General features: G+C 64.6%; 15 protein-coding genes. 3 read left to right on the top strand and 12 right to left on the bottom strand.

Going from position 1 to position 14,395, the window contains the following annotated elements:
* Positions 1 to 64 precede the first annotated feature (64 nt).
* The 6 genes from glsA to ABD687_RS17735 form a co-directional block, all read right to left on the bottom strand.
* Complete coding sequence (glsA, locus tag ABD687_RS17710) at positions 65 to 1,852, bottom strand: glutaminase A (RefSeq protein ID WP_310289331.1); 1,788 nt, start codon at positions 1,850 to 1,852, stop codon at positions 65 to 67.
* Between the two features lie 5 nt (positions 1,853 to 1,857).
* Entirely contained in the window at positions 1,858 to 2,541 is a 684-nt protein-coding gene (locus tag ABD687_RS17715) for an SGNH/GDSL hydrolase family protein (protein ID WP_344761008.1), read from the bottom strand.
* Between the two features lie 193 nt (positions 2,542 to 2,734).
* Positions 2,735 to 3,031 (bottom strand): hypothetical protein, encoded by a 297-nt coding sequence (locus tag ABD687_RS17720; protein WP_310289328.1) that lies wholly within the window; start codon positions 3,029 to 3,031, stop codon positions 2,735 to 2,737.
* Positions 3,032 to 3,059: 28 nt separating this feature from the next.
* Positions 3,060 to 3,668, bottom strand: coding sequence for a thioredoxin-like domain-containing protein (locus ABD687_RS17725; RefSeq protein ID WP_310289326.1), 609 nt, complete (start codon positions 3,666 to 3,668; stop codon positions 3,060 to 3,062).
* Between the two features lie 13 nt (positions 3,669 to 3,681).
* Positions 3,682 to 4,326: a DUF305 domain-containing protein gene (locus ABD687_RS17730; RefSeq protein ID WP_310289325.1), complete on the bottom strand. Its 645-nt coding sequence runs from the start codon at positions 4,324 to 4,326 to the stop codon at positions 3,682 to 3,684.
* A gap of 74 nt (positions 4,327 to 4,400) precedes the next feature.
* Positions 4,401 to 4,730: a hypothetical protein gene (locus ABD687_RS17735; RefSeq protein ID WP_302263437.1), complete on the bottom strand. Its 330-nt coding sequence runs from the start codon at positions 4,728 to 4,730 to the stop codon at positions 4,401 to 4,403.
* A 153-nt stretch (positions 4,731 to 4,883) separates the two neighbouring features.
* Between ABD687_RS17735 and ABD687_RS17740 the strand changes: the two genes are divergently transcribed.
* Positions 4,884 to 5,615, top strand: coding sequence for a M50 family metallopeptidase (locus tag ABD687_RS17740; RefSeq protein ID WP_310289324.1), 732 nt, complete (start codon positions 4,884 to 4,886; stop codon positions 5,613 to 5,615).
* Between the two features lie 471 nt (positions 5,616 to 6,086).
* Complete coding sequence (locus ABD687_RS17745) at positions 6,087 to 7,577, top strand: TIGR01777 family oxidoreductase (RefSeq protein ID WP_310289322.1); 1,491 nt, start codon at positions 6,087 to 6,089, stop codon at positions 7,575 to 7,577.
* 10 nt (positions 7,578 to 7,587) lie between these two features.
* Here the strand turns inward: ABD687_RS17745 and ABD687_RS17750 are convergent, their stop codons facing one another.
* The 6 genes from ABD687_RS17750 to ABD687_RS17775 form a co-directional block, all read right to left on the bottom strand.
* On the bottom strand, positions 7,588 to 8,700 hold the full coding sequence (locus ABD687_RS17750; RefSeq protein ID WP_310289320.1) for a YihY/virulence factor BrkB family protein: 1,113 nt from the start codon (positions 8,698 to 8,700) through the stop codon (positions 7,588 to 7,590).
* 55 nt (positions 8,701 to 8,755) lie between these two features.
* Positions 8,756 to 9,625, bottom strand: a complete 870-nt coding sequence (gene rarD / locus ABD687_RS17755; RefSeq protein ID WP_310289317.1) for an EamA family transporter RarD — start codon at positions 9,623 to 9,625, stop codon at positions 8,756 to 8,758.
* Between the two features lie 72 nt (positions 9,626 to 9,697).
* Positions 9,698 to 10,516: a phosphonate ABC transporter, permease protein PhnE gene (gene phnE, locus ABD687_RS17760; RefSeq protein ID WP_310289314.1), complete on the bottom strand. Its 819-nt coding sequence runs from the start codon at positions 10,514 to 10,516 to the stop codon at positions 9,698 to 9,700.
* Positions 10,513 to 11,322, bottom strand: a complete 810-nt coding sequence (locus tag ABD687_RS17765; protein ID WP_310289312.1) for a phosphonate ABC transporter ATP-binding protein — start codon at positions 11,320 to 11,322, stop codon at positions 10,513 to 10,515. Before ABD687_RS17765 ends, phnE begins: the two co-directional genes overlap by 4 nt.
* Complete coding sequence (locus ABD687_RS17770) at positions 11,322 to 12,242, bottom strand: phosphate/phosphite/phosphonate ABC transporter substrate-binding protein (protein WP_310289310.1); 921 nt, start codon at positions 12,240 to 12,242, stop codon at positions 11,322 to 11,324. The genes ABD687_RS17765 and ABD687_RS17770 overlap by 1 nt, the downstream gene beginning before the upstream one ends.
* A 14-nt stretch (positions 12,243 to 12,256) precedes the next feature.
* Positions 12,257 to 13,459, bottom strand: coding sequence for a TIGR03364 family FAD-dependent oxidoreductase (locus ABD687_RS17775; protein ID WP_344761009.1), 1,203 nt, complete (start codon positions 13,457 to 13,459; stop codon positions 12,257 to 12,259).
* 166 nt (positions 13,460 to 13,625) lie between these two features.
* On the opposite strand from ABD687_RS17775, the gene ABD687_RS17780 reads away from it, so the two are divergent.
* Entirely contained in the window at positions 13,626 to 14,384 is a 759-nt protein-coding gene (locus tag ABD687_RS17780) for a GntR family transcriptional regulator (protein ID WP_310289306.1), read from the top strand.
* Positions 14,385 to 14,395: the final 11 nt, after the last annotated feature.

A 14,395-nucleotide genomic window follows, 5' to 3' on the forward strand; every position in this document is an offset into this window, starting at 1 on the left:
ACATTTCCGGTTCCGGTGGCCGCGGAACATTTTTGCGAGCGCATTTCCTGAATGCCGAGGCGCGTCAGTGCAGCGGGAAGTTCGAGTCCTTGATGTTCGCCTCGACCCGGGTGTAGGCATCGCGGGCGACGGCCTTCCAGAAGCGCAAGGCAGTTCCCGGGTCATCGGCCTCCAGCGTGGCGATCGACGCGGCCGAGAGCACCTTTAGGTGCAGCCTGCCCACGGCCGTGACGCGGGTGGTTTGTTCGCCCTCACCGCCCAGGGCGATCTCGCCGAAGGTCATGCCCGCCGAAAGCGTCGCGTGCCGCACCGGCTTGCCGTTTTGCAGGGTCGAGGTGACCACCTTGCCCTTGAGGATGAAGTAGACGCCACCGAATTCCTGGCCGGGCCGGCGAATAATGCGTCCGTCCTCGATCCGGGATTCCTCCATCAGGGATTCGAGCAGGTCGATGTCCACGGCGTCCAGCGGCGCCAGCGCAGCGAAGTCGCAGACCGAGACCTCGCTGGGCACCAGGTCGCCGTCCCCGTAGCGCTGCAGCAACGTGGTCTCTGCCCATTCCACCGCGTCATTGCGGCTGGGAAAGCAACGCAGCGACTCCAGCGGCTCGAAGATTTTTTCCTGGACCAACACCATGGTGCGGCCCTCCGCCTCCAGTTCCCGGCCGAGCTGGTGGATCATCTCCACCGCAATGCGATCGATGTCGTCGACCCGGCGCAGATCCAGGATCACCAGTTCCACGGAAGGATCCAGTTCGCTGACTTCGCGCACCATGGACTCGGTGCCGGCGAAGAGCAAGTCGCCGGCCAGCTCCACGATGTGCGCCCGTTCCCCGTACTCGGCCAACAGCTTGCTGGCGGCATCGGTGTAGCGGGTGTAGGACGGGGCATCGGTGATGTCGAAGTGGTCGCGGATCACCGAGCGGCCCAGGCGGGCGGCTCGCACAAAGTGCATCCCCATGTCGGCGCTGATGCGTTCGCTGGCGGCGACCCCGCGCACGGAGGAACCGTGGAGGTCCAAGGCGGGGGAGTAGATGGCCAGTCCCACCTGGCCGGGAAGCACGGCAATCAGCCCGCCGCCGACTCCCGACTTGGCGGGCAGCCCCACGGCGGAGATCCATGCTCCGGCATCGTCATACATGCCGCAGGTTGTCATGACCGACAGGGTGCGCTGGACCGCTTCCTTGCTCATGACCTGAACCCCGGTGCGCGGCTGGGTGCCGCCATTGGCCAGCGTCGCTGCCATCATGGCCAAGTCCTGGGTGTTGACCATGACCGAGCAGGCACGGAAGTAGTCCTCCAACACCGGGCTTGGATCGGTCTCGATGATGTCGAAGGAACGCAGCAGGTAGGCCAGTGCGCGGTTGCGGTGTCCGGTGAGCGCCTCGGAGGCGAAGATGGAATCGCTTAGTTCCAGGCGTCGCCCGGCGGCCGTGGAGAAGTGTTCCAGGATGCGCTCGAAGCGCGGGGCGTCGGTGTTCCTGATCAGCGAAACCGTGGCAATGGCCCCGGCATTGATCATGGCGTTGGCCGGGCGCCCGCTGCCCCGGGCCAGCGAGATCTCGTTGAACGCGTCCCCGCTGGGTTCCACATCGATCTTCGTATCCACCGCGTCCAGGCCGATGTCGTCCAGCGCCAACGCGTAGGAGAACGGCTTGGAAATGGATTGGATGGAGAATTCCAGGTCGGCATCCCCGATCCGGTACACGTGGCCGTCGACGGTGGCCATGGCAATGGCGAACTTCGAGGGATCGGCGTCGGCCATTGCCGGGATGCCCTGGTAGGGGGTTCCTGCCGTGAGATCCAGAAGCTCTGCATGGAGGTCCGCGAGGTAGCTGTCAATGGGGGAGCGCATGACTCCTAGCCTAGGGGTTCGACGCCCGCCGTGTCCGCGATGGCCTGCATGGGCTTGGTGGTCAGGGCCTGTCCGATGGCAGCACCGAGGATCTTGGCGCCCTCGACATTGGGGTGCACCCCGTCGTCGCTGAGTCCCTCAATGAAGGTGTTCGCCTCGCTGCGCAATCCGGCCGACGCGTCCACGTATGTCCAGCCGCGCTCGCCGGCGAAGGTTTTCAGGAATTCGTTGTAGGCCACCGTTGCCGCAACGGCGTCGTCGCGGGGAGGAATGCTGCTCAGCAGAACCATGGGTGCCCGTACGATGCGGGCGATGCGCGCCAGGTTCTCTCCGATCATTGTGTGGCTGTTGCCGTGCGCGAGGTCGTTGGTGCCGGCCAGGATGACCAGGGAATCCGCGCTTCCGGCACGCAGGGCCACGGCCATGTCCCCGCTTTGGGCACCGCCCAGGGCCCAGCCGCCGGTCCATGCCAGGGTGGCGGGCGTGCCGGGTGTGTTGACGTACCTGACCCAGGAGGCTTCGCCGACGTGGCCGGCGGCCACCTTGCGGCTTCCCGCCGCCGTGATCGAGTCCCCGGCGACCATGAAGGTGTTGTGGTTTACGCCCGCTGGAACAGCGAAGGCTTGCGGCAGCGGCTCATCTGCGCGCGGCGTGCCGGACAGACCCAGCAGTCCCACGAAGACGGCCATGCATGCAAGTATCAAGAAGGGTTTGCGAGTTCCCAAGGTGTTGCCCCTTTCCTGCATTAATCGTAGTGGCCGCGGGTCCCCGATTCGGACTCGTTCCTGCAACGATTGCTTCCCGGGTAAGACAAATCACGGCGGCTTTCCGAACCAGGATTCGTCGAGAAAGCCGCCGTGAACGCGTTGGAACGCGGAGCGGTTACTTGCGCCGGCCGACCACCATCGATGCGAGAATCACTGCGGCGGTGACGGAATTGACGGCGGGCCAGGCGCCGATCTTCTTGGCCAGCGGATGGGATGCCCCGAATGCTGCAAGGTAGAGCCCAGTCAGGGCAGCTGCCCTCGGGGTTCCGGCGTTGGCTTTCCACAGAAGGAAGGCACCGGTTCCCGCTGCGGCCAGCACCGCGCCGCCCAGCGGGCGGTTCTTGGTGGTGCGGGCGGTGGCGAAGCCGCCGATGAGTCCGGTTCCGGCAATTGCCGAGGGCAGGAATGACATGGTTGGTGTTCTCCTTTTTCCTTCTAGCTTAGATGCCGATGCCGCCGGTGCATGGGGCGCCGGGCTCGAGGGTCTGCGGGCCCTGGCGGTATTTCGTGATGAAGGTCTTGATGCGCGGGTCGTCCGGGGAATCGACGCTGAGCTGTTCTCCCCAGGCCGTGAGCTTGATCTTCTCTCCCTGTTCCGGGAAGGGGCTCAGGATGAGGTAGGTCTTCTCTCCCACGGCTTCCTCCAAGGCCGTGACTTCCGCATCGCTGGCCCCGTCGTAGGTGATCCATACGGCGCCGTGTTCCATCGAATGAACAGCATTGTTTTCCGGGACCGGAGCCTCATAGATCCCACAATTGAGCCAGACTGGATTGTGGTCTCCGCCCACTCCGGGCTTCTGGTCGTAGGCGACCGTTGTATCGACGTGATTGGCCGAGGCCACCTCGTAGGTCTTGACTCCGTCAATGGGGGCGGCGGCGGCTGCGGTTGCGGTAGATTTTTCCTGGGCGGCACCGCTGAGTACCACGCTGGTGGGGATGACGATGGCCAGTGCGGCGGTCGCGATCACCGCCACGGTCAACAGCTTGGTTCGTTTTTCCTTGGCTTTTGCCTTGGCAAGGACCATTTGGGCTTCTGCGCGTTTGTTCATGGGAAGTCGTCCTTTAGCTCAGCTGTGAAAGCAGCTGGTTCAGGGCCGCTATTTCGGCCTCTTGGGTCTTGGTGATCTTGGTGGCGAAGGCGGCGACCATGGCGTTGTCGCCGCGTTGCAGGTAGGCCTCGGCCATTTCGACGCCGCCCTTGTGGTGGGCGATCATCAGGGTCAGGAACTGACGGTCGGCGGTCTCGCCCCGCGCGGCGGTGAGCTTTTGGATGTCGGCCTCGCTGGCCATGCCCATGGAGGCCATGGTGTGGGGTCCGCCGGGGGCGACGCTCCCGTGGCCGGCATGCGAGGCATCCTCGTTGAGAAGGTCGCTCATCCACGTCATGGATTCACCGGTTTGGGTCAGGCCCCAGGTCTCAAGCCAGGCAAACATCTGTCCCGATTGCTGCTGCTGTGTCAAGGCAATGTCGTAGGCCATCGAGCGCACGGCAGGATTGGTCGAATTTTCCCGAATGATCATGGAAAGCTGCACCGCTTGGTGGTGGTGCGTTTGCATGTCCCGGGAGAAGCCTGCCTCGGGGGAGGCCTCGGAGGGTAGATTGCTGCGCGGATTGGCGGATCCCAGGATCCAGCCGCCGGCGGCCATGGCCAGCATGAGTGCCACCACGGCGATGACCAGGGCGCGGGAAGTTTTCGGTTCGGACATAGTGGGTCCTCGGAACGAAGAAGGCGGTGCACCCGGAATCGGGCACGCGGACGGCAGGAGGAGGAAGCCGTTTTCTACGTTCGGGAAATGGAGAGTTCGTGCAAATCCGGTGCCCGTGCCTGCTGGTCCGACATGTGGCCATGTGCAGCCGGGCCTGCCGGCGCGGCCCCATAGGCTCCCGAGGTGTCGGGGCGCGGTGCAATCTGGGCGACGTTTAGCTGGGGGTCCACGATCGGTTCGCAAAGGTGCTGGGTGGGCGAATCCGTCGGGCAATGCCATGTTCCGGCCGTCTGCGCCGTATTTGCTTGAATCGGGGACGCGGACCCCTTGGGATCGGAACCCAGGGATTGACCCAGAGGCAGCATCAAGGCCAGGGCAAGCAGCAGTCCGATGAATCGCTTCATGCACATGCCGCCCTTCAAGCCCGGTGAAAATTGTTAGTTGAGGAATCAACGGTATAAACGTCAGTTGTGCATTGGCTGTGAGACAGGTTGAGATACGTCATCCCCAACGCGGCTGGTGCAATCGGTGCGCGGGGCAAGACATAGGCTGGCTGAATGGAAATCATTGAGCGGTGGTGGCAAGCGGTGCTCACGGGCTTCAACAGCAGCGATCCGTTGACACTGACCCCTTGGCCGTTGCTGGGCCTGGCTGCCTTGTGCGTGCTGCTGACCGTGCCGCGGGCAACCTGGCGGATTTTTGGGCTGTACGTGACATTCGTTCACGAACTGGGCCATGCTTTTGCTGCGTTGCTGACAGGAAGATTCATCCACGGATTGAAGATCCGGCTGGATCATTCTGGGGAATTGGCCAGTAGCGGCAAACCGGGATTCTCCGCGGTGTTCAGCGGCTTCTGGGGGTACCCGACACCTGCGGTGGTGGGCATGGCACTGGTCGCATCGACGTATTACGGCCATGCTTCTGCAGCACTTTCCATCGGCGCCCTCATCCTGCTGGGTTCGCTGATCTTCCTGCGCAATTGGGCGGGCATCGCGGTGGCGCTTTGCTCTGCGCTGGCAGCCCAGCTGCTGGTGGTCTACACCCCCGTCAGGGCCATCGCCTGGGTAGTGCTTGGACTGGGCCTGATGCTCTTGGTCGGATCGGTGCGAGACCTGTTCAAGGTCATTGGCGTACACACCCGCCGGCGCGGATTGGTCGCCTCCTCGGACGCCTACATCCTTGCCACACGAAGTTGGTTGCCGGCCTGGTTTTGGCTTCTTGGCTTCACCGTCGTGATTGGCGGCTCGGTGTTGATTGCCGGCTGGATGATCGCTTTGATGCTGCGCTAGCGTCGGGTCATTTTTCTCCCCATCGACCGAGGCGGTTGGACGGCATGGGTGTGCCGCGGGATGCGGAGCGTTAGGCTCACTGGCCACCCCGTACGGCAATGTCGATCATTCAGGCCGCGGTTTGGAGGTTGCGCCCAGGACAGGCCGCCGGCCAGCAGGCTGTCTTTGGATGAAATGCAACGCAAGTGCCCTCTGGATATCAGGTTCGTCCACCTCATAGGCCCTGGATATTTGTTCCAGCGTCCACCCCGCGGTGCGCAGCTCCATGAGGGTTGGATAGGCGGGCATGCCAATGCGCATGGTCACCGCTCCCTTCAGACTGGGTCGATAAGTACATTCAACAACACGACACAGACACTTTGGCCGGTGACAAAAGGCTGCGCCGCCCTCAGGGAATCTGCTGCGGGACATATCTTTCGCCTAGTGTGGGTAGAAGGGGGAACCGCCGCGAGATAAGGGATGCACACAGCCATGGCAATCTTTGAATACACGACCCACCTGCCCTACCCGCGGGAAACGGTTTTCCGCTGGTTTGAGCGACCCGGCGCCTTGCCCCGGCTTTCGGCTCCGTTTAGCGGTTCAATCAGGCAGGAACCGGACAAGGGAATTGCCGTGGGATCGCGGGCCGTCATGGATGTGGCGGCACCGGGGACACTGGGCACCGGCCTTGCCGCCGCCGTCGCCGCCGGGGCCCAGGCGCTGGGACTTCACGGCCGGGTGCGCGCCGAAATCCCTTGGCATGCCAAGCACATTTCCCTCAACCCCGGGCACGATTTCACCGACATCATGGAGTCAGGGCCGCTGGCCCGCTGGGAACACCAGCACCTATTCACCGACGACGGCGACGGGCAGAACCGCGGCACCATGATGCGCGACGTCGTGGAGTACGAGCTCCCGCTCCTGGGCAGGCTTCCCCGGGGCCGCGCACACAAGATCGCCGAGCGGGCCTTCAAACACGAACTCATCCAGGTCTTCCGGTATCGGGAACGCATGCTCAGGGCGGATCTGGCCTTCCACGCAAGTCATGACGCCAAGCCACTGACGATTGCCGTGGCCGGTGCCTCCGGCCTGATAGGCACCCAGCTTTGCGCCCTGCTGGGCGGTGGAGGGCACCGCGTCAAGCGACTGGTGCGCGACCGGCACGCGGCCACCGGCGAGGACACGATCTTCTGGGCGCCGGATCACGCGGTGCTCGACGCCGAGGATCTGCGCGATGTCGATGCCGTGGTGAACCTGGCAGGACACACCATTGGCGGAAGGTTCACTGCAAGTGCCAAGGAGGAAATCCGCTCCTCGCGCGTGCTGGGAACCGGTCTGCTCGCCCGCGCGTTGGCATCCCTCGCCAAGGACGGGAAGCAACGCAGCCTCATCGTGGCCTCGGGCATTGGCATTTATGGGGCGAATCCTCACGCCGCAGGGCGGGCTGTTCCACTGGGGGAGGACGCCGAACCCGGAAAGGATTTCCTCGCGGAGGTCTGCGCGGCCTGGGAAGACGCATGTTCGCCCGCTCGCGAGGCTGGGGTGCGCGTCGTCAATATGCGTACCGGCCTGGTGCAGTCGCCGGCCACCGGTGTCCTGCAACGGATGCTGCCGCTCTACGCCCTGGGCCTGGGAGGGCCCCTGGGATCGGAGGCCTGGCAGTCCTGGATCAGCGTCGACGACGTGGTGGGCATCTATGCCCATGCGCTGTTGACCGATTCACTGGTCGGACCCGTCAACGCGGTCGCTCCGCACCCGGTGCAGGCCAAGGATTATGCGCAGGTCCTGGGCAAGGTTTTGCGCCGGCCCGCCCGCATACCGGTCCCCGCGTTCGGGCCCAGGCTACTGCTGGGCAAGCAAGGTGCCGAGGAACTGGCGTTCGCCGACCAGCTCGTCTCCGGCCGCAAGGTCGAGGACAGCGGCTACCTGTTCAGGCATCCGGATCTGGAATCGGCTTTGCGTCACGTGTTGGGGCATTCCTAGCAGTGCGCCCTTAGCGGTCGGCACCGTGGCGTCTGCCCACCAGATATGCCCCGATGGTGCCGGCGGCCGCTGACAGCAGTCCCCAGGGCACTCTCGGACCTGGCAACTCGGCGTCGGGGTGCGCCTCCCCGCCCGCGCGAACCCGCAGGGCACGCGCCTCTTCATGGTCATCAAGCAGGGCCAATTGCGCCTTGGCGATTCCCGTGTCGTCGCGGGTTGGCAACGCCAGTTCATCCTCCACAGCCAGACCTGCGCGCAATTCCCGGACTCGTTCGACTTCGGCGTCAAGTTCGGAACCCAGCAGCAGCGAGATATTTGCCAGCCAGATCCACAACAGCAGAATGATCACGCCTCCCAGGGCGCCGTAGGCGCTTTGGTACTTGCTGAAGTTCACCACGTAGAAGAAGAATCCCGAGGTACTGATAGCCAGGATCACCAAGGCACCCAGGGACCCGGCACTGATCCAGCGAAACCTGGGCTGCCTGACGTTCGGGGTGAAATGGTAGAGCAGTGCGACCATGAGCACCGCAATCAGCACGAGCACCGGCCATTTGGCGATGTTCCACGCCAAGAGCGTCGCCTCGCCGAGGCCTAACACGGAGCCGATTCCCTCGGCCACGGGTCCCGAAAGGACCAGGATGGCAATGGCCACCACCGCCAGACACAGGATCACCAAGGTCAACAGGTACATCTGGGGCCGCAGCTTCCACAGGGGACGGCCTTCGGCGGTGGAATAGGTGCGGTTCAGGGCCCTGCCGAAAGCGCCCACGTAGGCCGAGGCCGACCACAGGGCCACCAGCAAACCGGCAATCAACGTCCAGCCGGCCCCGGTCTGTTGCCCGAGCTGGATCAGCAGGGTTTCGGCGTTGGTGCCCATCTCGGCGGTGCTGATCTGCCTGATGGTCTGGACCATAGAATCCCTGGTCTCGGGTCCGCTGCTGATCAATGAGAGCATCGAGAGCAATGCCAGTATCCCTGGAACCATTGAAAGCACCGAATAATAGGTCAGCGCGGCCGCAAGGTCAGTGGCCCCGTCCCGGGAAAACTCCCGTACCGTTCGCTTTATGGCATAGAGCCAGGAATCCCTGCGTAGTTCGAGTTCACTGCTTTGTGTCTGGTCCACTGGGGAATCCACCTGCTTCCGGCGAGGCTGGCATGGTCATTTCCCACCTTACTTCCTAGGTTCCCCTGCGCATGGAACGTGCGGACCGAAATCCGTCGGCGGCCAAGATGACCAGGGCCAGGACTATGGGTGCGTAGGTGAATGCGTCACGGACAAAGAGCTGCTCGCCCATGGCAACGGCGGCCACCAGGAGCAACACCGGTTCGACGTAGCTGAGCAACCCGAAAAGCGAAAGGGAAAGCATGGAGGCGGCACCCAGGTAGAGGAACATTGCCAAGGCACCCAACACCCCGATGGACAGCACTGGAACGACGGCCGCCTCGGGCCCGCGGACTCCGGTGAGGATGAAATAGACGGCCAGCGGCGTGAGGAACAGGATCTCGAGCGTGAAGGCGGCATTGGATTCAAAGCGCGCGGCTCGCCGTGCCGCAAAATACACGGGATACCCGAGGCAAATCAGCAAGGTGGGCCAGGCCAGGCCGCCGGCGAAGACCACTTGGTGGCCCACGCCGAGGACTGCCAGGGCGACGGCGATTTTCTGTCCCCGGGACAACCGCTCGGCAAAGGCCGCCCGGCCCACCACCACCATTACCAGGGGGAGCAGGAAGTAGCCGAGAGATGTCGCCAATGCGAACCCGTTCATGGGCGCATACATGAAGAGCCAGAGCTGGACGCCCACCAGCGAGCTGGCAACGGCTCCGTAAACCAGCAGGCCGGGTCTGGCCTTGATGCGCCCGAGCAAGGCAACCATTTGGACCCGGCGGCCCGGAACCAGCGCATAGAACGGGGCAACTATCAGCAGGGTCAGCACGATTCGCCACCCGTAGACCTCCGTGTGCCCGATGTCCTTCAGGGAACCGGAAATGAGGAAGATGGCTGCGAACAGTCCCGAGGCCGCCAGGGAGGCAAGAACGCCGCGATTCATCGATGACGCTCCGTAATTCGTATTCGACTTGGTGTTTCAGTCTAGCGATCCAGCGTTCCGGACTTGGCCAAACTAGACTTCCAGCTTTCGCCTGATAAACGAGGAGAGCTGGTCGACAAGGATGATCAGCACCAGGACCACCACGATCTGGGTGGCCATCGCATCAAAGCGGAACGACTTGATGGACTGGTTGATCAGCAACCCGATGCCGCCGGCCCCGACCAGTCCCAAGACCAGCGAGGAACGGACGTTCACGTCGAAGCGGTACAGCAGCAATCCCACGAACTGGCCCAGTGCCATGGGCAGTGCGGCATGGGTGACCTGCTGGAACCGCGAGGCCCCGGCCGTGGCCAACGCCTGTTGGGGGCCGGAATCGGTTTCCTCCATCGACTCCGCCCACAGTTTTCCCATGACGCCGGTGTTGTGGCAGATCAACGCGAGCACGCCGGCAAAGGGGCCAAGTCCCACCGCGGTGACGAAGATCAGCGCGAAGACGATGTCCGGCACCGCCCGGAAGAAGGAGAGGACTGCGCGGGAGAGCTGGTGGACGAGGCGGTGCGGCGTGGTGGTGCGCGAGGCGAACACCGCCAGCAACAATGCCGTCGGGATGGAAAGGGTGGTGCCCAGCAATCCGATCCACAGGGTCACGGTGGTCGCCTTCAGTGCCGGAGCGAGGACCGATTCCCAGTCAAGGTCCGGCGGGAAGGCATCGGCCAGGAACGAGGCCATGCCCTCGGCGCCCGTGACCAGTGCCGACACCTCGAAGTCGGTGCCGCGCAGCGCGAAAACGTGCAGGACGATGAACGCCGCGATGGCGGTGAGGATCGAGGTGATCCGCCACCCGGCGTTGGGGACCTTGGGGACTGAAAGGGAGGGAACCTGCGTGCTCATGCCGCTGCTCGATTCGGGGTGTAGAGGCGGGACTCCATGGAGGCGTCGAGTCCGGAGATGTCCCCGGAGTATTCGATGCGGCCGTTGACCAGTCCAATGACGTTGTCCGCGTGGCGCAGGGCCAGGTCCGGCTGGTGCAGGACCGCCGCGACCGCCAGGTTCTCCGCGTGGGCCAGTTCGGCCAGCAGGGCCATGACTTCCTCGGCGGCGCGCGGGTCGAGCGCGGAGACCGGTTCGTCGGCCAGCAGCACCGAGGCGCGCTGGCACAGGGCGCGGGCCACGGCCACGCGCTGGGCCTGGCCGCCGGAGAGCCGGCCGGCCTTCTCGTGGGCGCGATCGGCCATGCCGACGCGGGCCAAGGCAGCCATGGCCTCTTCCTTCAGCCCGCGGGGGAAGAACATCGGGCTGACGGAGGCGGGGCCGCTGAGCCGGCCCAGGGCGCCGGCGCAAACGTTCTCCAACGCCGTGCGCCGCGGGACCAAGTGGATCTTCTGGAAGACCATGGCCACCGAGGACCGTGCCCTGGCCAGTTCGGTGCCGCGCAGCGTGGACAGCTCTGTGCCGTCCAGTTTGATGGATCCGGCCTCGGGGGTTTCCAGGCCCATGATGCACTTGAGCGTGGTGGACTTGCCCGAGCCGTTGGCGCCCAGGAAGGCCAGCATGGAGCCGCGGGCAAGGGTGAAATCGACCCCGTCCAGGACGGTGCGCCCGCCAAAGGACTTGGTCAGGTTCCTGACCTGCATGATCTCCTCGCCGGCCGGAGCGGCAGGGTGCAAGGCGCGATGTGGCATCCGTAACGCGGTCATTAGATGTCCTTCTCGGTCAGGCCCATGGTCTCGGCCAGGTCAAACAGCGGGTTGTAGGTTTCCTTGGTGACCTCGATCAGGGGCCCGGCCGGGGTGACGTCAAGGAACTTGCCGACGGCCTCGATGTCCGCGGGCGCCAGGTTCAGCAGGGCGTCCTTGACCGCAGCCTTGAAAGCCGGGTCGGCGTCGGCGGAGACCGTGATGGGGTCGTTCGGGATGGCCTCGCTCTTCCAGACCTGGCGGAATCCGGCCGGATCGAAGTTGCCCGAATCTATGGCGCTGGCCAAGGTCTGCGAGTTGATCTGGGCCGCGTCGACGGTGCCCTTGGTCAGGGCCAACAATGCCTCGGGGTGCCCACCGGCATAGTTCATGTTCAGCTCGTCCTCGGCGATGCCCGCATTCTTCAAGCCAAAGCGGGGCAGCACATCCCCGCTGGTGGAGCCGACCGAGCCCAGTGCGAGGTCCTTGCCGCGCAAGTCATCGATGGCCTTGATCGCGGAATCCTTGGGAACCCAGATGCCGGCCGTGTAGGAGGAGAGCTTCCCGTCTGCGGTGCCGAAGGAGACCAGCGGCTCGGCGTTGGCCTTGGTGGAGGCGAAGACGAAGCCCATGGGACCGAACTGTCCGATGTCGAGTTTGCCGTTGCGCATCGAGAGCACCTCGGCCGCGTAGTCCTCGACCACCTGGACCTCGACCTTGCAGTCCAGTTCCTTGCCCAGGGCGGCGGCGAGCACCTTGTAGGCGGGTTCGAGCTTGGCCGGGTCCTCGAAGGGCTCGATGCCGAACTTCAGTTCGCCGGTGGGGCAGAACGACCCGGTGTCGGCCGAGGCAGGGGCCTCGGTGGAGGAGCAGCCTGCCAGGGCGAGGGCGAGGGCGGCGGCGGCGGCAAGGGACATGGCGAGGGTGCGTGGGATTTTCATGGTGCGACGGGTCCTTAGCGAGTGAGGGCGGCGGTGGGCCGGGGGAGGGGACGTGCGGTGAGGTTTGCCTCGGCCAGGCCGAAGGAGATGGTCATGCCGATGCCGCTGGTCACGGAAACCAGGGTGATGGCCTCGCCGATGTCGCGGACCAGAACAGGGGAAACGTCTGAGGAGGCGTAGATGCCCTGCCAGCGTTCGGTGGTGGCGAACGACTCCACATCCAGCACCTTCGCCGCGGCCCGCAGCAGGATCCCGGACGTGGATTCATCGAGGAACGGATCCTGGGTCAGGTCATAGGAGTGCGAGTCCCCGAGCAGCAAGGTTCCGTCCGGACGCTGGGTGAACATCACGTTGGCGCCGATCCCCAGCAGGTCGGGGTGCGCCTCGGCGACCTCGATGCGCAGTGCGCTCGCCGAGGGCATGTGCGTGAACGCGTCGTAGCGCAGCATGGAGGTCGCGGTGAGCACGGCAGGGACGATGGTGGTGCTTTCCGGCGCGCCGGCGGCCGTCATCTGCAGCGCGCACCGCTCGATGCGGTGCTCGGCCGCGATTTGGGGGAACAGGTAGTCCACGTCGTGGCCGACACAGATGTACACCTGGTCGGCCTCGAAGTCGCCGCGGCTGGTGTTGACGCGGGCCCGGCGTTCGGAACCCTGCCCGAACCCCAGGGCAGCGGTGTTGAAGTGCACCGCTGCCCCTTCTTGTTCGTGGAGCCAGCCCGCCAGTGTGCCCACCGTGCTGCGCGGGTCAACCCGCAGGTCATCGGCGAGGAAGGCGCCGCCGCGGATGCCGTCGGTGTTCTCGCGGCCGAGCCTGGCCCGGACTTCCTCGCCGCCCAGCACGCTCACCTGGCCCTCGGGGCGGGACTCGGAGAATTCGCGCAGCAGCTGGAGCTCGGTCTCGGTGGCGGCAACCACCAGGGCCCCGGCTTCGATGGCCCAGAACCCGGCCTTGGCCGAGAAATCGAGCCAGTGCCTTCGGCCGGCCTGGGCAAGGTCGTAGAGGTCGCCGTGTTGGGCGGTGATGCAGGCATGGCCGAAGTTTCGCACCGATGCGCCCACCGCACGGTGGTCGCGTTCGATGACGGTGACGCTCAGGCCGGCTTGCTGGGCGAGCGCGGCATGGGCCAGGCCGATGATGCCTGCGCCGACCACCAGGACGTCGGTGCTTGCCACCGGTTCTGCGGTGGCCCCGGATTTCGTTTCGAAGATGTTCACGGCATTGATATTTGCCGGTCCCAAGTCCTGTTTTCAAGCCAGAACGGGACTTGTCCAGACAAGTTCACCAACGGTTCATCTGGCCACCGACCCCTTCATGACCTGTTCATTTGTAGTTCACCAAGGTTCCCGGGGTGCCGCCTGTTCCACTTGTATGATCAAGTACGTGCAGTCAACTTCCGAAGAACCCATCCACCAGCGTCTCAGCGATTTGTTCCGTGAACGGATCTCCTCCGGCGACTGGAAAGAAGGCAAGCCACTGCCCAGCGAGGCGGAGCTCTGTGCGCAGAACGGTGTTTCCCGTGGAACCGTCCGCCAGGCGCTGGCTAGCCTGCGTAGCGAGGGCCTGATCACCGGGGGTCGCGGTAAGCCCCCGGTGGTCGCCCACCCGGTGCCTTCCCAATCGTTTGCCACCTTCATGTCCTTTACCGAGTGGGCCCATTCACTGGGCCGGGAACCGGGACAGCGGACGCTGGAGATCGCACGGCGCCCGGCGGGAGAAGAGCTTGCGGGAAAAATGCTCCTTCAACCGGGAGATCCTGTCATCCAGGTGTTGCGCCTGCGCTTGCTTGACGGGAATCCGACCATGGTGGAACGCAGCAACTTCGTCGCCGATGTCGGCAACGCACTCTTCGACTTCGACACCGACAGCGGCTCGATCTTCGGCTACCTGACATCCCGGGGCGTGGACCTGAGCAGGGGCCGGCATGTCATTGATGCCGTCGGTGCCGATGAGATGGATGCCTCCCTGCTGGGAGTGGCCGCCGGATCGCCGCTGTTGCGCGAGCATCGGCTGACCTACGCCGAGGACGGACGCATCCTTGAATGCTCGGATGACCGGTACCTTCCGCATCTTGCGAACTTCGTCATCGAAAACACCCGGGCGTCCAGGGCGGCTTTGGTGCGCGTCCCGCTGGTCGCCTGATAACTGATAGA

Origin of the sequence: Paeniglutamicibacter sulfureus (assembly GCF_039535115.1) — a bacterium.
Taxonomy (GTDB): domain Bacteria; phylum Actinomycetota; class Actinomycetes; order Actinomycetales; family Micrococcaceae; genus Paeniglutamicibacter; species Paeniglutamicibacter sulfureus.

Coding starts and splice junctions, on each gene's coding strand:
- ABD687_RS17770 (WP_310289310.1), bottom strand. CDS start 12,242: ATGAAAATCCCACGCACCCTCGCCATGTCCCTTGCCGCCGCCGCCGCC.
- ABD687_RS17740 (WP_310289324.1), top strand. CDS start 4,884: ATGGAAATCATTGAGCGGTGGTGGCAAGCGGTGCTCACGGGCTTCAAC.
- glsA (WP_310289331.1), bottom strand. CDS start 1,852: ATGCGCTCCCCCATTGACAGCTACCTCGCGGACCTCCATGCAGAGCTT.
- ABD687_RS17730 (WP_310289325.1), bottom strand. CDS start 4,326: ATGTCCGAACCGAAAACTTCCCGCGCCCTGGTCATCGCCGTGGTGGCA.
- ABD687_RS17725 (WP_310289326.1), bottom strand. CDS start 3,668: ATGAACAAACGCGCAGAAGCCCAAATGGTCCTTGCCAAGGCAAAAGCC.
- rarD (WP_310289317.1), bottom strand. CDS start 9,625: ATGAATCGCGGCGTTCTTGCCTCCCTGGCGGCCTCGGGACTGTTCGCA.
- ABD687_RS17715 (WP_344761008.1), bottom strand. CDS start 2,541: ATGGCCGTCTTCGTGGGACTGCTGGGTCTGTCCGGCACGCCGCGCGCA.
- ABD687_RS17735 (WP_302263437.1), bottom strand. CDS start 4,730: ATGAAGCGATTCATCGGACTGCTGCTTGCCCTGGCCTTGATGCTGCCT.
- ABD687_RS17720 (WP_310289328.1), bottom strand. CDS start 3,031: ATGTCATTCCTGCCCTCGGCAATTGCCGGAACCGGACTCATCGGCGGC.
- ABD687_RS17745 (WP_310289322.1), top strand. CDS start 6,087: ATGGCAATCTTTGAATACACGACCCACCTGCCCTACCCGCGGGAAACG.
- ABD687_RS17765 (WP_310289312.1), bottom strand. CDS start 11,322: ATGACCGCGTTACGGATGCCACATCGCGCCTTGCACCCTGCCGCTCCG.
- phnE (WP_310289314.1), bottom strand. CDS start 10,516: ATGAGCACGCAGGTTCCCTCCCTTTCAGTCCCCAAGGTCCCCAACGCC.